The sequence below is a fragment of the Ktedonobacter racemifer DSM 44963 genome (assembly GCF_000178855.1).
Taxonomy (GTDB): domain Bacteria; phylum Chloroflexota; class Ktedonobacteria; order Ktedonobacterales; family Ktedonobacteraceae; genus Ktedonobacter; species Ktedonobacter racemifer.
On sequence record NZ_ADVG01000003.1, the window covers coordinates 2,634,931 to 2,655,375 of the forward strand.

At 53.3% G+C, this 20,445-nt stretch carries 22 protein-coding genes and 1 pseudogene; 11 read left to right on the forward strand and 12 right to left on the reverse strand.

The window, feature by feature from the left end; genetic code table 11:
• Window positions 1-160 precede the first annotated feature (160 nt).
• The 4 genes from KRAC_RS72390 (at window position 161) to KRAC_RS72395 (ending at window position 2,019) form a co-directional block, all read left to right on the forward strand.
• On the forward strand, window positions 161-304 hold the full coding sequence (locus tag KRAC_RS72390) for a transposase family protein (protein WP_157507635.1): 144 nt from the start codon (window positions 161-163) through the stop codon (window positions 302-304).
• Window positions 305-564: 260 nt separating this feature from the next.
• Window positions 565-1,116 (forward strand): hypothetical protein, encoded by a 552-nt coding sequence (locus KRAC_RS40750; RefSeq protein WP_169461001.1) that lies wholly within the window; start codon window positions 565-567, stop codon window positions 1,114-1,116.
• Window positions 1,103-1,630, forward strand: coding sequence for a hypothetical protein (locus KRAC_RS40755; RefSeq protein ID WP_007917456.1), 528 nt, complete (start codon window positions 1,103-1,105; stop codon window positions 1,628-1,630). Before KRAC_RS40750 ends, KRAC_RS40755 begins: the two co-directional genes overlap by 14 nt.
• An 8-nt stretch (window positions 1,631-1,638) precedes the next feature.
• Window positions 1,639-2,019 (forward strand): hypothetical protein, encoded by a 381-nt coding sequence (locus tag KRAC_RS72395; RefSeq protein WP_007917458.1) that lies wholly within the window; start codon window positions 1,639-1,641, stop codon window positions 2,017-2,019.
• Here KRAC_RS72395 and KRAC_RS40765 read toward each other — a convergent pair.
• The 11 genes and pseudogenes from KRAC_RS40765 to KRAC_RS40805 form a co-directional block, all read right to left on the reverse strand.
• Window positions 1,953-2,456, reverse strand: coding sequence for a ClbS/DfsB family four-helix bundle protein (locus KRAC_RS40765; RefSeq protein WP_007917460.1), 504 nt, complete (start codon window positions 2,454-2,456; stop codon window positions 1,953-1,955). The two genes, KRAC_RS72395 and KRAC_RS40765, sit on opposite strands and share 67 nt — an antisense overlap.
• Window positions 2,457-2,709: 253 nt before the next feature.
• Window positions 2,710-2,952, reverse strand: coding sequence for a hypothetical protein (locus tag KRAC_RS40770; RefSeq protein ID WP_007917462.1), 243 nt, complete (start codon window positions 2,950-2,952; stop codon window positions 2,710-2,712).
• A gap of 157 nt (window positions 2,953-3,109) precedes the next feature.
• Complete coding sequence (locus tag KRAC_RS40775) at window positions 3,110-3,982, reverse strand: NADP-dependent oxidoreductase (protein ID WP_169461002.1); 873 nt, start codon at window positions 3,980-3,982, stop codon at window positions 3,110-3,112.
• 176 nt (window positions 3,983-4,158) lie between these two features.
• Complete coding sequence (locus tag KRAC_RS76970; RefSeq protein WP_244422456.1) at window positions 4,159-4,389, reverse strand: NAD(P)-binding domain-containing protein; 231 nt, start codon at window positions 4,387-4,389, stop codon at window positions 4,159-4,161.
• A 108-nt stretch (window positions 4,390-4,497) separates the two neighbouring features.
• Window positions 4,498-4,752, reverse strand: a pseudogene (locus KRAC_RS80075) (NAD(P)-binding domain-containing protein); the annotation flags it as partial.
• Between the two features lie 287 nt (window positions 4,753-5,039).
• On the reverse strand, window positions 5,040-5,447 hold the full coding sequence (locus tag KRAC_RS40785) for a PPOX class F420-dependent oxidoreductase (RefSeq protein WP_007917477.1): 408 nt from the start codon (window positions 5,445-5,447) through the stop codon (window positions 5,040-5,042).
• A 314-nt stretch (window positions 5,448-5,761) separates the two neighbouring features.
• Window positions 5,762-6,511 (reverse strand): SDR family NAD(P)-dependent oxidoreductase, encoded by a 750-nt coding sequence (locus tag KRAC_RS40790; protein WP_007917479.1) that lies wholly within the window; start codon window positions 6,509-6,511, stop codon window positions 5,762-5,764.
• A gap of 181 nt (window positions 6,512-6,692) precedes the next feature.
• On the reverse strand, window positions 6,693-7,187 hold the full coding sequence (locus KRAC_RS40795) for an Rrf2 family transcriptional regulator (RefSeq protein ID WP_007917481.1): 495 nt from the start codon (window positions 7,185-7,187) through the stop codon (window positions 6,693-6,695).
• An 83-nt stretch (window positions 7,188-7,270) separates the two neighbouring features.
• A complete protein-coding gene (gene tnpC / locus KRAC_RS40800) occupies window positions 7,271-8,617 on the reverse strand; it encodes an IS66 family transposase (RefSeq protein ID WP_007917483.1) in 1,347 nt (448 codons plus the stop codon).
• A gap of 195 nt (window positions 8,618-8,812) precedes the next feature.
• Window positions 8,813-8,986 carry a hypothetical protein gene (locus KRAC_RS72400; protein WP_007917485.1) on the reverse strand — a complete coding sequence of 58 codons (174 nt, stop codon included), beginning with the start codon at window positions 8,984-8,986 and terminating at the stop codon, window positions 8,813-8,815.
• A gap of 144 nt (window positions 8,987-9,130) precedes the next feature.
• Entirely contained in the window at window positions 9,131-9,793 is a 663-nt protein-coding gene (locus tag KRAC_RS40805; RefSeq protein WP_007917487.1) for a CGNR zinc finger domain-containing protein, read from the reverse strand.
• Between the two features lie 227 nt (window positions 9,794-10,020).
• Here KRAC_RS40805 and KRAC_RS40810 point away from each other — a divergent pair, with 227 nt between their 5' ends.
• The 7 genes from KRAC_RS40810 to KRAC_RS40840 all read left to right on the forward strand — a co-directional run bounded on the left by KRAC_RS40810 (window position 10,021) and on the right by KRAC_RS40840 (window position 19,157).
• Complete coding sequence (locus KRAC_RS40810) at window positions 10,021-10,434, forward strand: nuclear transport factor 2 family protein (protein ID WP_007917489.1); 414 nt, start codon at window positions 10,021-10,023, stop codon at window positions 10,432-10,434.
• 145 nt (window positions 10,435-10,579) lie between these two features.
• Complete coding sequence (locus KRAC_RS40815; protein ID WP_040446828.1) at window positions 10,580-11,335, forward strand: SDR family NAD(P)-dependent oxidoreductase; 756 nt, start codon at window positions 10,580-10,582, stop codon at window positions 11,333-11,335.
• Between the two features lie 239 nt (window positions 11,336-11,574).
• Complete coding sequence (locus KRAC_RS40820; protein ID WP_040445814.1) at window positions 11,575-11,871, forward strand: hypothetical protein; 297 nt, start codon at window positions 11,575-11,577, stop codon at window positions 11,869-11,871.
• Between the two features lie 196 nt (window positions 11,872-12,067).
• Window positions 12,068-15,013 (forward strand): PAS domain S-box protein, encoded by a 2,946-nt coding sequence (locus KRAC_RS40825; RefSeq protein ID WP_007917496.1) that lies wholly within the window; start codon window positions 12,068-12,070, stop codon window positions 15,011-15,013.
• A 726-nt stretch (window positions 15,014-15,739) separates the two neighbouring features.
• The gene (locus tag KRAC_RS40830; protein ID WP_040445816.1) at window positions 15,740-16,720 is read left to right on the forward strand and encodes a competence protein CoiA family protein; all 981 of its coding nucleotides are present in this window, start codon (window positions 15,740-15,742) and stop codon (window positions 16,718-16,720) included.
• A 345-nt stretch (window positions 16,721-17,065) separates the two neighbouring features.
• Window positions 17,066-18,208 (forward strand): DnaB-like helicase C-terminal domain-containing protein, encoded by a 1,143-nt coding sequence (locus tag KRAC_RS40835; protein WP_007917498.1) that lies wholly within the window; start codon window positions 17,066-17,068, stop codon window positions 18,206-18,208.
• Between the two features lie 454 nt (window positions 18,209-18,662).
• Entirely contained in the window at window positions 18,663-19,157 is a 495-nt protein-coding gene (locus KRAC_RS40840) for a hypothetical protein (protein WP_007917499.1), read from the forward strand.
• An 89-nt stretch (window positions 19,158-19,246) separates the two neighbouring features.
• Here the strand turns inward: KRAC_RS40840 and KRAC_RS40845 are convergent, their stop codons facing one another.
• Window positions 19,247-20,221: a hypothetical protein gene (locus KRAC_RS40845; RefSeq protein WP_007917500.1), complete on the reverse strand. Its 975-nt coding sequence runs from the start codon at window positions 20,219-20,221 to the stop codon at window positions 19,247-19,249.
• Window positions 20,222-20,445: the final 224 nt, after the last annotated feature.

Consider the following 20,445-nt stretch of genomic DNA (forward strand, 5'->3'; position numbering starts at 1 on the left):
TGTGTCTACTTGCTTGATAGAAGAACGCTTTGTGATAGAATAACAGTCATAAAATACTTTTGAGCCATCTGGAGGCATTTCTATAGATCCATCCTTTTCCCCTGTTTTTGCCTTTCCGTCAACGCTAGGCATTGATACCATCGAACTACATGAGCAGACAGTGATCGTCCATCTTCATGCCACCTCGCCAACGTCTCCTTGCCCACGTTGCGGAACGCCTGGCACTCGTGTCCACAGCCGCTATCGGCGCACCGTTGCCGATGTCGCCTTTGGTGGAATGCGCCTGATGCTCAAGCTCCTCTAGTTCAACCTCATAGATACAATACAAAGAGGGAAGAACTCTCTGCTGAGCGATATCTTTTTCAATGGGATGCCACTCCTGATGGAAAATTAGGAGCTTTTTCTCTCGAAGATGTCACAAACCTCCTGCGCTTTATCTTGCATGGTCTGGAATTTTATACCAAAGAAGGGGAACCTTTCTCGGTATCGGTGCATTTGTTGCGCCATGTTATGGCGACTGTAGCTCGTCATGAACACGGCGTACCAATAGAGGCGGTAGCGCGTGTGCTTCACCATGAATGCCGGCCAGGCATCGTGCCCGTATCAACTGCGTACTACAGTGAAGAAACAGAGGATCAAGCATGGGTAGCCTTTGCTTCGTTTCAAACGAATCTGGAAGTGCGCGCTGCCTCATTGCTGGTGGAGTGGCCGAGTACCCAGGAGATCGCTGATATGGACGAGGGGCTTCGCGAGAGTTTCGAGCGCTGGCATACGTTGCTCGAAACGGCCTTCGGCTTCTGTGGAAATATCGACCTGTGCCCACGCGGTTACAATCGCACATTGTGCATCGGCTGTCCCCATCTGGTCGTTGATCCTCGAAAACGCAAGAATGTCCTGCATTGGCTGGGCGTGTATACGAGGCTTGCCGAGGAACTGGAAGCAGCGGGAAATGAGGTTGATGCGCGCCAGTATCGCCTGCTGGTGCGCGATCTGGAGAAACATCTCAAGAATATGGAGTTCCTCCAGGCTGCCATTGATGATGGAACGCGTCGCCCCATCTTTCTTCTGCAGCCAGCCACTTCATGCGAGGGAGTCATTGTCGATGCGCAAGCGTAAACGGGCTGCTCCACCACGCACCGAGCCATACAGTGAGCAGCAGCTCGCGGGCCTGCGCGGACATGCCCAGGCCCAGAAACAGCAGACACTCAGTCGGCTCGAAGCTGCTATCACTTCGCTCGCTAAGCAGCACAAGCAAATCTCTGCCCGCACCATCCGCAAGGAATGCGGTCTGGAATATGCCTCCATTCGCCGTAATCCGGAAGCGCTGCTCCTCTATCAGCAGCACAGCACCTTCCTGAAGCAGCAGCGCAAGCAGAAGAAAGCTCCACAGCCTGATACCCTCTCTCCACGCGATCCGTTGCTGGCTTACAAAAAGACAGACCTGATGGCTCGGGTGCGCAAAGCAGAGGAACTTCTGAAAGCACAAGAACAGCAGTATGCTACACTCCTTCAGGATTACGTCCAGAAAGACATCAAAATCGCCGAGCTAGAGGCAGAACTGGCTCGGCACCGCCAGTATCTTGAGGGCCTGCGCCTCACCATTCAGCGCCAGGAACATCAGGGGCCGTGAGGCATGCCATGAGAACACAGGATCTGTGGACTGCTCTTTCGGCACAGTCCTTTCCTTATCTGCATGAACTCTCCTCGGTAGATCGAGACCGCTTCGTGCTGCTCGACGCCTACCTGCGCGATTGTCTCGAAGAATGGTGCGTCTCTGGCGGTCAGCTTTCCGCACGCTCTATCGTGCTGCTCGATGACTGTACCCTCACCATCACCAGACGCTTCCGGCTCCTGGATGGCGAAGGGCAATGGTACTTTGGGCAATTCAGGAGACTGGCCAGGCGGATCTTGCGCGGCGTCGATATGGAGCAGGCATATGAGAGGATGATGAGTTACCCCTCTTTTTTCACCTTATCCAGCCAGGCGCGCATATCTGGCTCATGCTCCTCGTGGAAATGAGCGAAGAACATGCTGCCGCTGACCTGCTCTTCTTCCAGCCCGAGGATGCGCCGCAGATCCTGGAGCTCATCCTCAGAAAAGGCATCGAGGGTATCTACCAGTTGCTGGAAGACTTCCCGCGAATCGCTGAGGATATCTGCCAAAGGACGATTGCGAGTGGCTTCGTAAATCCAGGCATTGATTTCATCGTCTTCCCGCAGTTCTGGCGGCCAAGGCGATGAAAAATCTGGTTCATGATTCAGAAGCGCCTGGAAGCGCCGAACCGACCGGCGGCGCCAGCCAGTTAAGTGAGCTACGATATCCTTGATCGACCAGCCACCGGCGACCTCTGGCTGCGTCATATGAGTTTCCCCAATCGCGTCGAGCAAGGCTTCCCAGGCCGCCTGTTCCTTGCGCAATTCAGTGAGGAGTTGCGTTTTGCTGAGAGAAATTCCCATGCTGCTTTCCTTTCATTCGGGACCGTGTGTGCCCATTTCCCCACAGATTAGCACAAAAAGCGGTAAGAAGTCGCCCTCATAGCGAGAACGGGTGCATTTCATTCTTTTGCATGGAGCTGGTGGTAAATGACCTGGAAACCTTAGCCGATTTTGCCCTGAAACATGAGCACCTGACCCGAAAGGTGAGCAACAGTGAGCCATCATTTGAGAGCATGGCTCCAGAAGCGGTTCACCGCACTCGAAGGTTGTAAATTCAAGGCTGATGTGAGCCTATTTGTTCTCCTTCTTGCGCCACTCTCACCCCCCCCCGTAACCTGACCATCGCATTGATCCCACTGCCAATGGCAAGCAAACCAACGACGAGAAAGATCGTATCAATGGGGCCAAGTGAGATGTTGAGAATGACCGCGTGAAAATGGCGTAGCGCAATACTGTTCAGCCAACCAATGAGAACCGCCGAGAGCATGGAGGTCAACGTCAGTATGAAATTGATCACCGTGGGGTCAGCGCATCCAAACCTGAAAACTGTACGCTAAGTCTGGCTTAGCGTACAGTTTTCAGGTTTGGATGCGCTGACCCCACGGAGGTTGCTTAATTCCGGCTCTCCGAGGGGATTGTCGGAGGAACGACAATCTATGAGCACTCTCTCGTTCTTATTTGGAGACGGTAAACACGATGCGCCCGCGTCCATGCCCACCCTGGCAGAGCTCATACGCTCTGCTGGCATCTTCCAGATGGAACGTCGCCCCGACCAGTAATCTGAGGGCGCCATCATCAACCATCTGTGAAAAGTTTTGCAAAAGATCGCTCGTGACCACAACGCCAAAGGACTTGACGTTTATACCATGCTCCTGAACCTTTTCCTCCGATGGCATACCGGCAATAGTTACCAGCGTTCCTCCACGCTTAACGGCTTGTACTGAACTGGCGAGAGTGGCATCACCAACGGTATCAAAGACGAGATCGACGTCATGTACGGCATCTTCAATCCGCGTGGCGGTATAATCGATGACTTCGTCGGCGCCTAGAGCGCGCACAAGTTCGACGTTGGATGTCGAGGCGGTCCCGATGACGTAGGCATCTTTCCATTTCGCTAAGCGCACCGCAAACTGGCCTACACCACCAGCAGCACCCTGAACGAGCACGCGCTGACCGGCCTGTAAGTTCCCATTATCGAAAAGACCCTGCCAGGCCGTCGATGCTCCGGTAGGGATCGTCGCCGCCTCCCCAAAGCTGGCGTTCGCAGGTGCAACTGCCAGAACGCCAGCCGGCACCACCGTATACTCGGCGAAACTCCCTCGTCGCGTCCAACCAATGACTGCCTGCCCTCTTTGGAACCCAGTCACATTCGGACCAATCTCTTCAACAACTCCTGCTACATCAAATCCTGGTGTAAAGGGTAGGGTGATCATGGGTGATTGGAATAGACCGGCACTGAGCTTCCAGTCCGCCGGATTGAGGGCCGCTGCGCGCACTCGTACCAACACTTCACCAACCTGGGGCACCGGACACTCGATTTGCCTCATCTTTATGACCTCCGGCCCACCGAACCGGGAAACGCGTAAAGCCCGCATCACCTGTACCATAATGTTCTATACTCCATCTATAATCATAAGTAAAACAGCATTTACCAATTTTTATCAATTTAACCGTCATATTATATGTAAACCGTCGATAAGCGATCGGCGGTTGGAACTGTAGATCAATCGATTTGGAAAAGTTGAAGCCCGGCAAGCGGACCACCAACCTGTTGCATGAGCCCTCCAGTATGCAAATCTCCCAGATCAATGACAGCAAAGCCGAATTCGCTGAACAGAGCACCGACCTCACGCTTGGCACTATCGCCACCTGAAAGAAAGACGACCCGTCGGCCAGGCCCCAGCCTTGGTCCAGACTCGAAGTGTTCCATATATAACGTGTTGAGTGCTTTCACGACGCGTGCTCCCGGGGCCAAGTCGGCGACAAGTTCGCTTGAGGCCCGATTGCCAGGACTCGCAAGTGAAAAATCCGACTTTGCTCTCACAATTCGGTTGGTTGCGTCGATGAGAATGCGATTCTCCCATGCAGGTAAATGGGACAATACATTGGAAACCTGAGGCCACGGAACGGCGAGTAACACGATGGGTGCTTGCGCGGCTTCTTCGATTGTGCCGGCAGTTGTGCCTGGCCCCAATTTGTCTATGAGGGCGGACAGACTTTCTGGTCCATGGCTGTTACTTAATACAACGGCATGACCTGTTTGGAGCAAGTAATGTACCAACGCTTGGGATACACGACCCGCTCCAAGAAATCCAATTTGCGTGGCTTTTTATCCTTTGCTTCTCTTCATGGATCTATCCTGTGAACAAGAAGGATGAACCTTTTCCACAACGGTATCTTCTGAGGTCGCGTATGCCTCATCGGGAGTGGTGCGTCCACGACGCATGACGTTTCAAAGGAAAGCTGCGTGTCTCACCATTCTGACAGATCAGCTTCCTTTTTTGCAACACAACCGTTTGTAAAACCCAAGCCTGGCTGCTTTCCATGCTTATGGAAAGTAGCCAGGAGAACAGAAAAACGACTCAAAGATTCTTTCAAATCAGATCATTCTTCCCAGGTAATTTTCTTGATGACCGGCTTGCCATCCTGAAACGCTGGCCCTTCAATGCCCATACTCCAGGAGACCTTCGGTGTAATCACAAGGTAGGTTCTAGGGCCCTGGAATCCCTCCTCGAGGTGAAGAATCACGGCCTCCCCATGAATCTTGATCGAGCGTGGTTCAAAGGGCTCAAGCGAGCGCACATCGTCAATCAGCAGTGACACCTTACTCTGGCCAGCGGCGATATTTTTATACTTGCGTGTGCGTTCGAGATGCATCCCGGCAATAGAGAAGCGCCCGTTCTCAAAGGCGAAGCCGACAGCATCTGCATCAGGCTGGCCATTGACCTCTACCGTTGCCAGCCTGGCAAACGGTTGTGTGCGCAGAAACGTGAGTTCTTGTTCTGAAAACATCTCTTTCCCTCTTTCTCTGAATGTTTCTCCATGAGTCTTTCTTCACCAATGTTTTTTAGCGACCTTCTACATATAGGAATTTCTTCATGTAGAATGATCTATTAATATATGAGCAGCAAGCTACCGGTATCACTCTTGGTGAAACGTCATGCGCCGCAGGCGCACTACTCCGCATGACCATCGTTTAACGTGGTCAGAAGATACCGGTGGCGAAGTCAAAAGCCCATCTTCTGCTGCTGACTGCATCCCCTTCTTAAAGGGGACGATGCAGCAGGACTGATCTGAAAGACGATGGTGTCTGCGATCGAGATCACTTAGATCTGTGCTTGCCCCCCATCGACGAACAGTTCAATCCCATTGACAAAACTGCTCTCGTCTGAGGCAAGGAACACGACGGCTTTCGCGATTTCGTCAGGATCGGCCATTCGTCCCAACGGAACAGTGGCTGCAAATGCCGCAAAGAGCTGCTGCCGCTGTTCTTCAGTCTGCGCCAGACGACTGATGCCTGGGGTGACGGTTGGACCAGGGCTCACGGCATTCACACGGATATTGCGACCCTTCAGATCGAGCGTCCAGGAACGCGCAAAGGAGCGAATGGCTGCATTGCTTGCGGCATACACACTCATGGCAGGTCCCACTTTGCGTGTGGTCGACGATGCCGTCAAAATGATCGAGCTCCCTTCCCGCAAGAACGGGAGCGCCTTTTGCACAGTGAAGAGCAGCCCTTTGACATTGACAGCGAAGACTTTGTCAAAGTTGGCTTCGGAAATCTCCCCCAGGGGGGCTCCATTCCCAAGCCCGGCGTTGGCAAAGACGACATCGATGTGGTCATGCTGCTGTTGCACAGTGGCATACAGACGATCAAGGTCCGCAAGGTTCGACACATCCCCCTGCATCCCGGTGACGTTTTGGCCAATCTGCTGGACAGCAGCATCTAGTTCTGGCTTCCGGCGACCTGTAATGTAGACATACGCCCCTTCCGCAACGAAACGTTTCGCCGTGGCGAGGCCAATCCCGCTGTTCCCACCTGTGATGACGGCAACTTTTCCTTCGAGCTTTGTCATACTGTTTTCTCTTTCTGAATAGGTTTTTCCGATGGTGAAATGTGACAACAGAGAGCACGCTGTCCTCTGGGGTGCAGCGAGATGAAGAAGGATGGTCTTTCTCTCGCTCTGATGTAACTTGATCAGTTACAACGGTCGGCAAAAAAAAGAATGGCAATCCCTCCCTGGTGAAGGCCGAGCTTCAGGCAGGTTCTGGTTGCTCGCTCTCCCTATGCCGATGGGTGCTGGCTCCTTTTGAAGCCGCTTGAGAAGCAGGGAGAAGTGTCTCATCTAGCACGTCAGCCACGCTCACCTGGGCAAACTGCTGTTGCATCGCCGCCTCTGCATCGCTATAGAAGCGTTTCAGTGCCGGCTGGATGCCTTTTCCGACGACACAGCCCTGGTTGGGAGGCGTATGATGCAGCTCGAAGAGCGGCTCTTGCTCAACGGCTTGATAGACCTCCAGCAGAGATATCTTCTCAGGAGGTTGTGCCAGTGTCCACCCAGCACTCGTTCCATGGTGCACGTTGACCAGATGGGCTTTGTGAAGCCTTCCCAGAATCCGTCGAATAAAGACGGGGTTCGTGTTGACACTCCCCGCGATCTGATCGGAGGTCATGATCTCTTGCTGTTGTGATGCCAGTGCCATCCAGGTGAGGATATGCAGTGCTACAGTGAAATGCGTATTTGCTCTCATGGATTTTCTCCTCTCTCCTGTAACTAGTATAGTTACAGGAGAGAGGGTTGTCAAGGGAGTCATACTGAGGTAATTGTTCAGACTTAGCCTAACGAGTTTGGTTGGGTAAGAAGAGCGAGACATTGGGAGAAAGGGTTGAGTCCTTGAGCCATCCAGGTACCAAAGAGGCTAGCCAGGCTCATGCGGGTCTCTGAGCCTTTGGGGGAGCGTGTGCCGCCGCTGATCTTGCGGGCAATGACTAGGGGACGCACACTGCGCTCGGCCAGATTGTTGTGCGCAGGGACGCCTGGCACCGCCACGAACACAAACAATTCGGGTAAAAAATCTTCGACGCGTTTGCATAAGGTCTGCTGGGGCGCGGTCGTGCGCACGTACGGTTGGCAGATCGCCCAAAGTTGCTGCTCGAAGGCATGCTGCTGCGCAACGCGCATCTGTTGAAGCTGGCGAGGAGACCATCCAGGGTCTGGTTCTTGTGCGGCCCACGCCACCGCTTGATCATACACGTCTTTGACGGCTTTGGCCCACCTCCGCATCTCTTTCTCATCGGGGTATTTGTCTTTCAGTTTGTGGATATCCCGCAAATAGTGAACCCAACAGCGTTGATGGAAGCCCTGATAGATATTGTACCCTGCATAGAAGTCGCTTCCCAGCACGCCCTGGAAGGTTTCCCCAAGCAACTGTTTAATGACCTCTCCGGCACGGGAGTGATGATACTCGTAATACCGCATGCTTGGGGTACTCACGCTCCAGATATATCCATTGAGGCCATCCTCTCGCCATCCCGTTTCATCGGCTTGCACTGCCGAACTCGCACGGATCGTGGCCTTGAGATCGTCAAGCAGGGGTTGAGCATGGGTGCTGATTCGGTGGAGAACCTCCACGATCTCTCCAATGCTCACCTCAACTCCATGCAGACTGAGCACTAACTGGCGAATCTGCCGAATGGGCAAACGCATCACCGTGCGCAAGGTGGCGATCAGACTGCTCAACCGCACGCCAAGACGTCCCTGCCCAAGGACCTCGGTGTGGAAATCCACAGGCGCCTCATGCCATTTCTGGCACTGAGCACACCAGCCTTTGAAGATTCGATGGTGAGTGACTTCTATGGGCGGTGGGGGTGGCACATCGATTATCTCTCGCACTCGCGCCAAACTGATCCCTCCCAAGCGCAACTGGCAATCGGGACAGCTCACGATCCGATGCTCCACGATCTGCGTCGGCGCACTGCGGGGACGACCATGGTTGTGCTCGGTAGCACGTTTCTTCCTCTGCTTCTTTTCTTCCGCTTTTGGCTTTTTCACGTTCTCTTTGACAAATTCAGGAGGAGGCGTCTTCTGCTTTTCCAGTTCCTCGATGCGGACCAGAGCCAGGCGCAGATCTTCCCCCACCTGGCTCAATTGAGCCAGGGCTTGGTTGAGGGCTTCTCGCAACGCTTGGTTTTCCGCTCGAAGGTGAGCGATTTCATACTGAGATCCTAGGGCTGTTGCAAAGTCGAAATCGCTTTAAGCCACCAAACGAGTAAGGGATGTGTCGAGATGGTAATGTTAATGCGTATGAGAAGTGAGAAGCAAATACTTGAAAAATGCTTCACGGGCTAAATACCTGCTTAGCCGGGAGAAAAATCTTCACTGGGAGAGCTGAACAATCCGATTCTTTGGACCTTCCCCGCGGAGTGGAGAATAGTGTCCTGTCCAGTGACATTGGTGCAGTTCAGGGTCATAGATGGTCGGTGGGGGAGGTTCTGTGCCAGGCGAAAGCTGGTTGAGTAGCTCGTAGTCCTTCTTGAGGAGATCCTGCATCAGTCAGGTTGCCTCCAACTTATACCGTACAACCCCGAGCAAAGGCTCATGCTGACCATCACCAGTGGGCGCCTGGACTTCGGCGCACACACCAACTCGGCCATGGAGAGTGTTGGAGGAGACGAGACAAGCTCCAGCATATGGCTAGCGGGCCGGTTCCTTTTGCTTCTGGAGGGTCTGCTCTTTGATCTGCTGATAACGATGGATGGATCGAGATCGATTCAAACATCCCAGGCTGCACCACTGCCGCGTCCCGCTTTTCGTGGTATCATAGAAAAACAAGATGCAGCGCTCATTCTTACATTTATGCAATCTCTGTCTCTCCGCTTCTGTCAAAAGCCGAAAGGCGGACAGGGCAATGGGCAGCAGAATTCTCCCCTTTTGCTGATCATGTGCTCGATAGACTGCAATAATCGCCCCCTGGGCAGTTTGTTGCAACGACTGGTACCCCAAGGAAAGGACCCGGTTGAGCGCCTCCAGATCTTCTGCGGTCGCGGCCTGCTCTTCGACCAGATGGGTACACAGCGTCCGTAACGCCTGCCGAACCTCTTTTACCGCCTCCAACAATTCGAGCGTCCAGTTGATTGCCAACTCTTCTCCCTCGACATGCTCACGTTCCGGGTGGTGCGCGAGCGCTTCCTGCCACCAGTGGGACAGCTCATCTGGCGACGAGAGCACATCCCGTTTTTTCCCTCGTACGACCATCTCTGTATTGACCAGATCCAGTGCCAGCGAGCCACTCAGAAAAAGGGCGGAGCTTTCTGTTCCCCTGGCTTTCGTTTCGCTCACCGTTCTTTCTTTCGTCATAGCAACGCTCCTTTCTTCAGATAACAGTGTTCTTCTCTCCCCTCAATTGTACAATGCTAAAACACTATTGACAAGGATATTTCTTTGTGATAGCTTTTATATACAAGTCAAAATCAAATTTTGACTTGTATATAAAAGCCGTTCCAGAAGGTGGGCTTTTCTGAAGGACCCTTTTTCCATTCGAGAGAGAAACGAGCACCGCTTCTCAAAGAAAAGAGGAGAGGATCATGCCATTATCACTGAAACCGCCGTTCACGAGAGAAACGGCTCTTCTGAAAGTCAAAGCCGCCGAAGACGCCTGGAACAGCCGCGACCCGGAGCGGGTCGCACTGGCCTATACCCCTGATTCCCACTGGCGCAACCGGACGGAGTTCTTGACGGGTCGCGAGGCGATCACAGCCTTTCTCCGTCGAAAATGGACCAAAGAATTGGACTATCGCCTGATGAAAGAGCTGTGGTGTTACACTGACAACCGTATCTCGGTGCGTTTCGAGTACGAATGGCGCGATGCGGACACGGGGCAGTGGATGCGGACGCATGGGAATGAACATTGGGAATTTGATGAAGAGGGGCTCATGCAGCAGCGCGATATGAGCGCGAATGAGTATCCTATTCAGGAGTCTGAGCGGCGCTACCGCTAAGAGCGTGGCACTCCCTTCCGAGGTTGCCAATCCTCATGAGATGACGAACCGGATGGGCTGTCATGTGGCAACCATCATGCCAATAGTGCGTCGTGTGCGTTGGATACTCACAGAGACAGAAAAAGAGAATGGAGAGGAGCAAACGATGACACAGACATTCACTGGAAAGGTGGCATTGGTCACCGGGGGATCGCGTGGGATTGGGGCCGCAACGGCACGGGCACTTGCCGAGGAAGGCGCGGATGTTGCCGTGAGCTATACGGACCCTGCCTCGACGACGAAAGCCGAGGCCATAGTCAGTGAACTCAGGGAAAAGGGCGTGCGTGCCGTCGCCTTTCGGGCCGATCAGGCCGATCCCGTTCAGGTCGCGGGGTTGATTGAACAGGTGGTCGAGCACTTCGGCCACCTTGATATTCTGGTCAATAACGCTGGTATCCTGGTCTTTGGGAATGTGAATGATCCAGAGAGAGATGAAACCAAATTTGCTCGGCTGATGGCGGTCAACCTTGCTGGCGTGGCGACGGCGGTGCAGGCGGCGGCGCGGGTCATGGGTGAGGGAGGACGCATCATCTCGGTTGGCTCCTGGTTCGCCTCTCGAGTGGGAACGACGGGGCTGGCTGACTATAGTGCCACCAAGGCTGCCGTAGCCGGGTATACCAGGGGTTGGGCGCGGGATCTCGGACCACGAGGGATTACCGTCAATGTGGTGCAACCCGGTGCGATCGACACCGACATGAACCCGGCCCAGAGCCCGTTCTCAGCCAGTCTGCTGCCAACCATCGCCCTTGGCCGCTATGGCCGGCCCGAAGAGATTGCGGCTGCCATCGTCTTTCTCGCTAGCCCTGCGGCATCATACATTACCGGTACAACGATCACGATCGACGGGGGACTGCTGGCGTAATCGAGGCGGCAAAGCGGAGAGAACCATGGAGATCGTGTTCGTAAATAGTGTGAAATGTGGGCAGCTTTTGAGGGTCCTGGTCGCGTTTGGTGGAAAACCTCAACAGATCTCGGGAGACAAAGAGGAAAAGCTCAAAAGAAGCCGATCCATCTCACATCATTGCTTTTTATCACTGCCGTTCCACCGAACGTGACCAAGACCCCCTTTTGAGGCGAAACGCGAGAAAATCGGCGTCAATCGTGGGAAGCGACGATTCATTGCCTGGGAAATCCGCTCCCCATGGAACTTCTTTTATTGACATCTTGTCCATTGGGGACGTCACGCGCACCTGGCTGGAACTCGACCGCAAGAGTCGCCTGGATGTTTCTCGCGTCTGCCTTTTTCGTCATACCCAGGCCTGTGAGAAAGAACGGAACGACCACCAACACGAAGCCACCACTGACGCTCGCAAGAACGGTTTTCTCCGAGAGGAGAAGCTAAAGGCGCAGCATTCTCAGCAATGGTTCCTCACGTTTCGAGGATGCTCTGCTGCTTGAGCGTTCTGCCAGGCTGCTTGAGCGTCTCTCGTTGTTGCTCGTTCTCGTGTTCCTTCGAGGCCGAATACGGGAGTCTTGTCCAGCTGGCTTCTTCCTCACAGATATCACGTCATTTTAGTATGCTTCTGTATGGCAGCGCAGGGAGGCATCTTCGTCCCCAAGGATTGGACCACGTGAAAGGGATAGCTACCGCCGTATGTCCAATGCAAAGCAGACCAGGCGTGTCACTCCTGCGTCGAGTGACACGCTCCTCACCATTCTTGAGACGCTTCCTGATGCCTTTTTTGTCGTCGATGACGCCACGACGATTGTGTATACCAATGCGAGCGCGCAGGCCATGCTCGGCGCCACACGAGAGGAGCTCTGTGGCACGTCCTTGTGGCGTGGCGCGCCCCACCTGGTCAGCCCGTCGCTCTACCAGGCCGTTCGGAAGACCAGGCAGACCCGGGAACCAACCAACGTGGCGTATGTGTCTCCCACCACCCACAGCTGGCTGCACGTACAGCTCTCTCCTACCGTTGGGGGACTCATGCTGCATTTCCACGAGGGGAGAGCACCAACGCGACGCCAAGAGTCATTTTCCCAAAGCGAACACCTCTGCGCTGATATCCTGGAGAACATCTCTGACTGGCTTGCGATCTTGGCACCTGATGGGATGATCCTGGCCATCAATCAGCGCCCCTTAGAGGATGCACAGGTCCGACGAGAGGAGATAGTCGGCAGATCCCTGGCTGAAACCCCCTGGTGGTCATACGCTCCTGCCGTTCTGCAGCGATTGCGTGCAGCGATTGAGCAAGCCTGCAAGGGCGAAACCGTGCGTTTTGATAGCAGGATATGCCCACAGCCAGGATGGTATCTGGACCTTGCTGTGACGATTGCCCCGCATTTTGATGCGAACAAGCAGGTCGAGTACCTCCTCTATGTAGGCCTGGATATCACCAAGCGAAAGCAGGTGGAAGACGAACTGCGTACCCTGGTTGATGCTCTCCCTCAGTTTGTCTGGATCGCAAGACCCGATGGGTATGTCACCTACCTCAATCAACGCTTGCTCGACTCTCTGGCGCTGACCCACGAACAGGCCGAAGGGGATGGCTGGTTGGCGGGTGTGCATCCTGATGACCGACAGCGAGTCTGGGAGGCGTGGCAGACCTCCATCCAGGCTGGGGAGCCCTATGAAGTGGGACATCGCATGCAAGACGGCACCAGCGGAGCGTATCGCTGGTTTCTTGCCCGAGGCATGCCGCAACGTAATGCCCAGGGCACGATCCTGCGCTGGGTTGGCACCTGCACCGACATCGAGGAGCAGAAACGAGTCGAGCAGCAGCTCAAAGCCAGCGAGGAGAACTGGCGTGTGCTGGCCGAAACGGTGCCGCAGTTCGTGTGGACCATTCAACCAGATGGCTCTGCGATGTACTTTAATCAGCGCTATTATGACTACACGGGTGCTTCTCCTGAGCAAGCATTGGGCCATGGGTGGAGCCAGTTTTTGCACCCGGATGATTCTGAGCAGGCGCGGGCTCTTCGACGTCACTTGCTTGCAACGGGTGAAGCCTATGAGATCGAATATCGTCTCAGGGAGGGCAAAACAGGGAACTATCGCTGGTTCTTAGCCCGCGCCATGCCGGTGCGCGATGAAACCGGCCAGATCGTCAAATGGTTTGGCACCAGCACCGACATCGAGGAACAGAAACGAGCCGAGCAGTGGATCAAAGAAAGTGAGGAGAACTTGAGGGTGCTAGCCGAAACAGTGCCGCAGCTCGTGTGGACCGCGCGACCCGACGGCCGGCACGAGTACACGAACCAGCACTGGTGTGACTACACTGGGCTCACGCTTGAGCACTTCCAAAGCGACGGATGGGCTCATCTCCAGTTCATTCATCCCGATGATCGTGAAAGCAATCGAGTGCTCGGGCAGCATGCCCTGGACACGGGAGAACTGTTTGAGCACGAAGAGCGTCTCAGGGAGGGCCAAACGGGAGCGTATCGCTGGTTCTTAACTCGCGCCTTGCCGGTACGTGATGAAGCAGGCCAGATCGTCAAGTGGTTTGGCACCAGCACCGATATCGACGAGCAGAAGCGCATCGAGGAAGCCTTACGAGAGAGCCAGGAGCGCGCAAGCACCCTGATGAACTCCAACATTATCGGGACCTTTGTCGGCGAAGGCGAGCAGATTGTGGACGCCAACGACACCTTTCTGCGCATGACCGGCTATACCCGCGAAGACCTGCGGGCCGGGCGCATCAACTGGATGCACATGACCCCTCCGGAGTACCTGACTCGTACCTTAGAGGCCCATAAGGAATTGGCCGCCCAGCCGTCATTGGCGCCGTATGAGAAAGAGTACGTGTGTAAAGATGGCAGTCGCCTTCCGGTGCTCGTGGGCGGGGTCGTCTTAGAGCATCACCCGCGCCAGGCGATCATTTTTGTGCTGGATAACTCGGCCCGCAAGGAACTCGAACAACGCAAAGATGACTTTATCAATATGGCTAGCCATGAACTGCGGACTCCGCTCACTGTGGTCAAGCTGCAGACCCACCTGGTGCACAAACGCCTCGAAAAACACTCCCAGCACGAGGCGGCTACCGCGCTTTCCAGAGTGGAGAGGCCGATCGAGCAACTGGAGCGTCTGATCGCAGAGTTACTGGATGTCTCCCAGATGCAGACAGGGAGACTGAAGTACATCTGGGAGCGGGTGGACCTCGACGAGTTGCTGCGAGAGATCGCCGACACCATGCAGCGCATGAGTCCCAGCCATACCATTGTGGTGCGTGGGACCGTGCAAACCAGCGTGACCGGGGATCGAGACCGGCTGAGACAGGTGTTCACCAACCTGCTCAGCAATGCCATCAAGTATTCTCCCAATGCAAAGACCGTTGAGGTGGAGCTCTCCGCTTCCGAAGAGGCGGTCACGATTCGGGTGCAGGATCATGGTCTGGGCATCCCGCGTGAAAAGCACAAGAAGATTTTTGAGCGTTTCTATCGGGCCACTGGTCTCAGCCATGAAACGATCCCTGGTCTGGGCATGGGGCTCTATATTGTGGCCGAGATCGTCAAGGGCCATGGGGGAACCATCACGGTGGAGAGCGACGTCGGAAAAGGATCGACCTTTACGGTGACCCTTCCCAGGAAGAGGGATGCCTGAGCAATGAAAGAACACGACGCGCGTCATCGGGGGGTATGGTGCAGCGGAACAGGAAAGTGGTTTCAGGCCAATTCTCGTGCGAGAGAGCCTCGGAGAAACTGTAATGCATGCAAAAAAAAGCAGAGAGAGCGAAATCGGCGATCCAACGCTTTTTTCTCTGTGTTGTCAACCCGCTCTGTAAGCCAGCCTAGAGCTTCGACCACGTTTCTGTTCTGCTGCACCACCTACCCCGCTCCCTCCTTTGAGGAACGCAGCATGAGTTGCGCGCGACGTCGCCAATTTCCAAGGTGTCGATGGAAGAAGCCAGATGCAGAGTGGTTTGCCCAGGCATATTCACGCCAATGCTCATGATTGGGGGCAAGTGCTCATGTTCCTCCGAAAATAGGTTTCACATGCTGAGGTCAAGTCTCAGGTGCAGCCCATTTTCATCTGCTTTCATGTCGCGTTGCGACATCACGCTTTGAGGGCAAAATCGGGCAAGCTTTCGGGTCATTTACCAGCTGGCCCTTGAAGCATTGGTAGGACTCATCATTGAGGTTACGTTTATCGCCACGCTGACCCAGCGGTCTTCAATCGGTAAGCTTCCTGGCCTAGCTCTCCAATGTTTCGGGAGAATTGCTCATCCAAGCCCCGTGAAGCCACGACTGTCACTGACAGATGCGCCTCACGGGGCTATTTGAGCGATCTCGGCCAATTATTTCGGGGGAATATTTTCTACTCCACGAAATGGGACCCGTACGCCCGGACATCAGCTGTTTCCTGGGCGACGTTCCCATTGCTATTGAGATGCAGGTCAGCAGTATCCAACTCGATACCATCGCCAGGCGCACAAAGGAGTATACGCGGCGCGGCGTGTACATTCTTTGGATCTCTCCCTATGAAGAAACCTCGATGAGGGAGGGAAAGCTGTATACCCTGCGTGCCTGGGAACGTTATATTCATAATCTCTACGGACAAACCTTTTACTATTGGGAATCAGGAGAAACGCTCTACCCCGTCCACTTTGGCGAGTATAAGCCGGTTGTGCGAGAAAAACCATATCAGCCCGCCATTATGCATCTTCCCTCTCGTCAAGAGTCGGTGTTGATTACAGCGCTTGAAGCCACTTCTTTCGCTGCGGACTTTATTGGTGACACAAGCCGACGCGAGATCAAATTTTGGTGCATCCCCAGGATTTGGGTTCCTGAAGAGGGGGCATATCTTCCCATTCAGGAAGCCCAGCGGCGTTACCCGTTTGCCTATCCAGATCCTCGCTCGCTTAGAAAACCGCTTGATGAGATCCCATTTTCTGGAGATCCTTTTAATGAAACTCCCTTATCTGCTTATGAGAAAGGGATGTTAAGCAATGCACCAGGGGGTTCTTGCCCGATTCATAAACGGCTGTACCGATTTATTGACGAGTTTGGTACCCCTTACTGTTCAGATGTCGAATGCTGGTCCCGTTTTCGCCTCATGCAAATTGGCTCTGAACGTGGTTATCCGGAGCTCTATGCCATCGTCGATACCCGTGATTATCTGCCCGATCTCTCTGCTGAGCCCAGTTATCATCCGACTCCCCTCGGAAATCAATTGGTGCCTGTCTATCCAACTAGGCCTCCACGCCAAACAGTACTCATACGGGCCGGCGAAATGCATTGGCGCACATATGTCGCCGACCAACATTATGTGTACATTGGCCAGGCGCTTACAGCGGTAGCCATGTGCTAGGTGGGCTATCCTGTGGGCAGTGTCCACCGCTGAGGCCAGATCAGGCTACTTATGGTGAGAGGGGGTGACGGAGCCACGTGTCGTCTACTGGCGGTGCTCATACTACGACTTTAGTAGTCGCAAGCGAATCGAAAATCAATGAGCATAACTAACTATGTTACCTGTTCTTGACGCTTTTTTTATTGATAATCTCAAGAAGATTATGTTATATTACGTTGACTTATGAACTAGAGCCTGACTTGCTTGTTTATTCAGAAAGCGACTATATAGCTCGTACTATTTGTTACTTTCTTTTTTATCTTAGTTGCGAGGAAGTTGAATTAAAATAGGTGCAAGGGAAATAAAATGGATGAACAGCGCTTGGAGCTCCTGAGAATGATGCCTTATGAAGACTATCTCAAGACGCCAGAATGGGCAGAAAAACGAAAAAGGGCTTTAGAGTGGTCACAGAACCGATGCCAAGTGTGCTATACGTCGAGTGATTTGGACGTCCATCATCGAACGTACGAACGTCGCGGCAATGAGCAGATGAGCGACCTCATCGTCTTATGCCATTCCTGCCATACTCTTTTCCATGCAGCTCAACGTTTAGAGCATGAACATCCCCCTCTTCAGATTGGAAATGTAATGCAAGAAACACTTATGGACATAGAGCAAGTGTATAGTGCACGTGTGGAACAGAAAGAGGAGCAAATAGCAACAGGATATCCCGATCTTGATGCTCTGCTAGGTGGGCTCAGCGGTGGTGAAGTCATTGTCTTAGCTGGCCGTGAAGCTATAGGCAAGAGCACACTTGCTTTGAATATAGCGTATAGAGTTGCTAAAGAGAATCAAAATGTTGTCTACTTTAGCCTACAACACAACAAAACGCACCTTCTTCACCGCTTTCTCTCTTCGAGAAGCCATATTCCCAGCCAAAACTTAAGCACTGGCAGGTTAGTTGATGAGGATTGGGAAGGCATTGAACAGGCGGTAAATCAGTTAGGTTCGCTCCCCATTTGGATCTACGATAATGCTGAGCTTTCGCCTGCAGATATCGAGGCCAGCCTTATACAACTGTGCGATGAGGAAGAGCAGTTCTCGGTTGATCTTGTGATCATTGATGATATCCATCTCTTAGGAGCAGCCAGTTCTCAACGAGAAAAACGAACGCAGCAGCTCTATACCACACTTCAAACACTGAAATTGCTCGCTCGTAAGTACCATATCCCGATACTTGTCACAAGCCAAGTAGCGCAACCCAAAAAACCACTAAGCCAGATTCCCCAGGTAGCAGATCTTGTATCACCAGGAATTATCGAGCAAGTCGCGGATGTCATCTGCTTCCTCCACCGAGAGGAGGTATATGATCCGGTTACCGCACGCAAAAACATCGCAGACATTATCGTCGCGAAAAACGTTCACGGGCCACTTGGCGAAATACCTCTCTTCTACGCCCCACACTTCTTCGGGTTTACAGAGCTAGAAATAGATAATTCTGATGCATAAGCCCAGATCTTTCCGAAAGCATATCGAATACAGCAAGAAGAAACGCCATAATTCTCTTCTGGCATTTCTTCTTGCCCAATACCAATACCACGCTGTGTACATCTTTCCCATGCTGTACACAATCTGAGCCGATTATACATCTCTTCGACGCTACACGACGGTAGCAATGAGAGATAATTCGCCTGGCACAACTTCCATGTTTCTAGAGGCGTTAGACCTCACTATGTGTCGTGAGAGGAATCCTGGTACATAGCTCCTTCTTTCCAGCCTCTTCCAAAGTGGGTCAGCACTACTTGCTCTGCTTAAAGTTTCATTTGATGCTCCGCCCTTCGTACCTGTTGTCATATACAAACTCTCATCCAGGTATCCTTATACGTTGGGAACTTTTTTAGATTGCACATCGTCTTCTGTAGTAGGCTCAGTGAGAGCAGAGGTTTCTGAGGAGATACGAGAAATGGTACACAGATTACAACGCTACTTTCAGCAGTGTCGCTGGACTACTCAGAGAGCTGTGGCACCCATGCTGCTCTTCTGTATTCTGGTTGTTGTGGGAGTCGCAGCGTGTGGTTCTACGGTAGAGGGGGCTCAGAATCCAACACCACCTCTACACGTGCGCAAGTGCGGCAGCGTACAGACGAGCCCTCGGGGTCTTCCCTTGAATGCAACCATGGCGAAACAGGCTGAATCATGTTTCTGGCAGGCCTATCAGAAGTGTCAACCGGCAATGCTTGGATTCGCCAGCAGGTCTATTGATACGGTGGCCCTTCATACGTTCAGTATTCGTCCCAGCGACCAGAACTGTTCTGTTACCGATGCTATGCAGCACGCTATTGTGCCAGCGAAGCTTTCAGCGGTCAAGACTTACACATGTACGGGAGTAGCAGCGAAACCAGATGGGCTTCACTTCTCAGGGTGTGGAGATGAGGGGGATGTGATTATGCCGATGTAGGCTCGTGGATGATGAGGCAGCTTTTGGCATTGCGTAAAGAAAAGGGATCGCCAGGATTGGCGATCCCTCCAAGCAACTCAAGAGAGTGTTTAGGGATAGGAAAGAACGCACCCACCAGCGTTACTATTGAACGCGTTACTCCAGAGCGACTGGACAGGGAATGTGCCGGTGCTCAACGTGATGTTGGCTGATGCACCCTGTCCGGAGCTGATCCAGGCGCATTTGTCCCCGTTCTCTTGCCCGCTGCCGTCGAGCCAGCCAGAACTGGGGAAGATATCGGTTTCGGTCTCGGCGAACTCATGACCACCGACAATGGTGATGCCGTCGGTCAAGCCCGCGCTCCCCGAGTTCACGAAGTTGGCACCGCAACTCGCGCCTGCGTCAGTAATGTAGGGCATGTTGGTATAGGCGATGTTGCCGGAGCTCGAACTCGTCGAACTGTGCCAGGCACAGTATTGGGTCCCGAAACCACTCGCGTTATTGCCAGTCGCGGTATTGATCACATACTGAACCGTTGTATTCGAAGACGCAGTCGTGTTGCCGAAGTGTGCCGCTGCATTGACCGCTTCGCTGGCCAGTTGCGACTGACTGGGTCTGGAAGGAGCTGCGGATGCATTGTCATACCAGACGCCAGCGAGTACACCGGTGGGGTTTGTGGCATGTGTGCCAGATGAGCCACAGGTAACCGTGCCAGTGGCGACGCCTTCACAGTATTGCGTCACCGAATTGTTCCAACTTGAGCCACCTACGCCATTGAAGAATTTCTGCTGGATGGCCGCTTCGCCGGAGGGATCGTTGTTGTTCCACTGTGATCCCCAGTAAATCAAATACACCTTATCGGCTCCGGTTTCGACGCCCACGCCGCCTGTGCCGCCATGGTAGCTAAGGTTATTGCTTCCACCGCAATTATGGCGACAGGCGTTTTTTACCTGCATGCTGCGGATGGAGTGAAGAACCCCATCGTTTGAGCTCGCACGAACAGGTGTGACAGAACTAGCAAGGGAGATTGAGGCGGAGATCGCTAAGGCCAACGTGATCACAACAGCAAAATAGAAACGTTTCAATGCTGTGCTTCTCCTCTCTTTTAGGGGCAATTAAGGCGAAGGCTATTTTATTCAACCTTATTGGTTATAAGTATAAATATATCGATTCACTGGCGCTTTCTCGCAATTCCACGTGAACAGGCCCTGACAAGACAGGTCAAAAAGTCTTGCCGATGCTGAAAATTCACTCAAGAGGCATGCTGTCTTGGTGCAATTCAGTGTGTCTTATACCAAGACTCTTCTCT

Bases quoted from the DNA above. Each gene is read 5' to 3' on its own strand.
- KRAC_RS40755 (WP_007917456.1), top strand. From the start codon at position 1,103: ATGCGCAAGCGTAAACGGGCTGCTCCACCACGCACCGAGCCATACAGT.
- KRAC_RS72395 (WP_007917458.1), top strand. From the start codon at position 1,639: ATGAGAACACAGGATCTGTGGACTGCTCTTTCGGCACAGTCCTTTCCT.
- KRAC_RS40765 (WP_007917460.1), bottom strand. From the start codon at position 2,456: ATGGGAATTTCTCTCAGCAAAACGCAACTCCTCACTGAATTGCGCAAG.
- KRAC_RS40775 (WP_169461002.1), bottom strand. From the start codon at position 3,982: ATGAGGCAAATCGAGTGTCCGGTGCCCCAGGTTGGTGAAGTGTTGGTA.
- KRAC_RS40785 (WP_007917477.1), bottom strand. From the start codon at position 5,447: ATGTTTTCAGAACAAGAACTCACGTTTCTGCGCACACAACCGTTTGCC.
- KRAC_RS40790 (WP_007917479.1), bottom strand. From the start codon at position 6,511: ATGACAAAGCTCGAAGGAAAAGTTGCCGTCATCACAGGTGGGAACAGC.
- KRAC_RS40795 (WP_007917481.1), bottom strand. From the start codon at position 7,187: ATGAGAGCAAATACGCATTTCACTGTAGCACTGCATATCCTCACCTGG.
- KRAC_RS72400 (WP_007917485.1), bottom strand. From the start codon at position 8,986: ATGCAGGATCTCCTCAAGAAGGACTACGAGCTACTCAACCAGCTTTCG.
- KRAC_RS40805 (WP_007917487.1), bottom strand. From the start codon at position 9,793: ATGACGAAAGAAAGAACGGTGAGCGAAACGAAAGCCAGGGGAACAGAA.
- KRAC_RS40810 (WP_007917489.1), top strand. From the start codon at position 10,021: ATGCCATTATCACTGAAACCGCCGTTCACGAGAGAAACGGCTCTTCTG.
- KRAC_RS40815 (WP_040446828.1), top strand. From the start codon at position 10,580: ATGACACAGACATTCACTGGAAAGGTGGCATTGGTCACCGGGGGATCG.
- KRAC_RS40825 (WP_007917496.1), top strand. From the start codon at position 12,068: ATGTCCAATGCAAAGCAGACCAGGCGTGTCACTCCTGCGTCGAGTGAC.
- KRAC_RS40830 (WP_040445816.1), top strand. From the start codon at position 15,740: ATGGGACCCGTACGCCCGGACATCAGCTGTTTCCTGGGCGACGTTCCC.
- KRAC_RS40835 (WP_007917498.1), top strand. From the start codon at position 17,066: ATGGATGAACAGCGCTTGGAGCTCCTGAGAATGATGCCTTATGAAGAC.
- KRAC_RS40840 (WP_007917499.1), top strand. From the start codon at position 18,663: ATGGTACACAGATTACAACGCTACTTTCAGCAGTGTCGCTGGACTACT.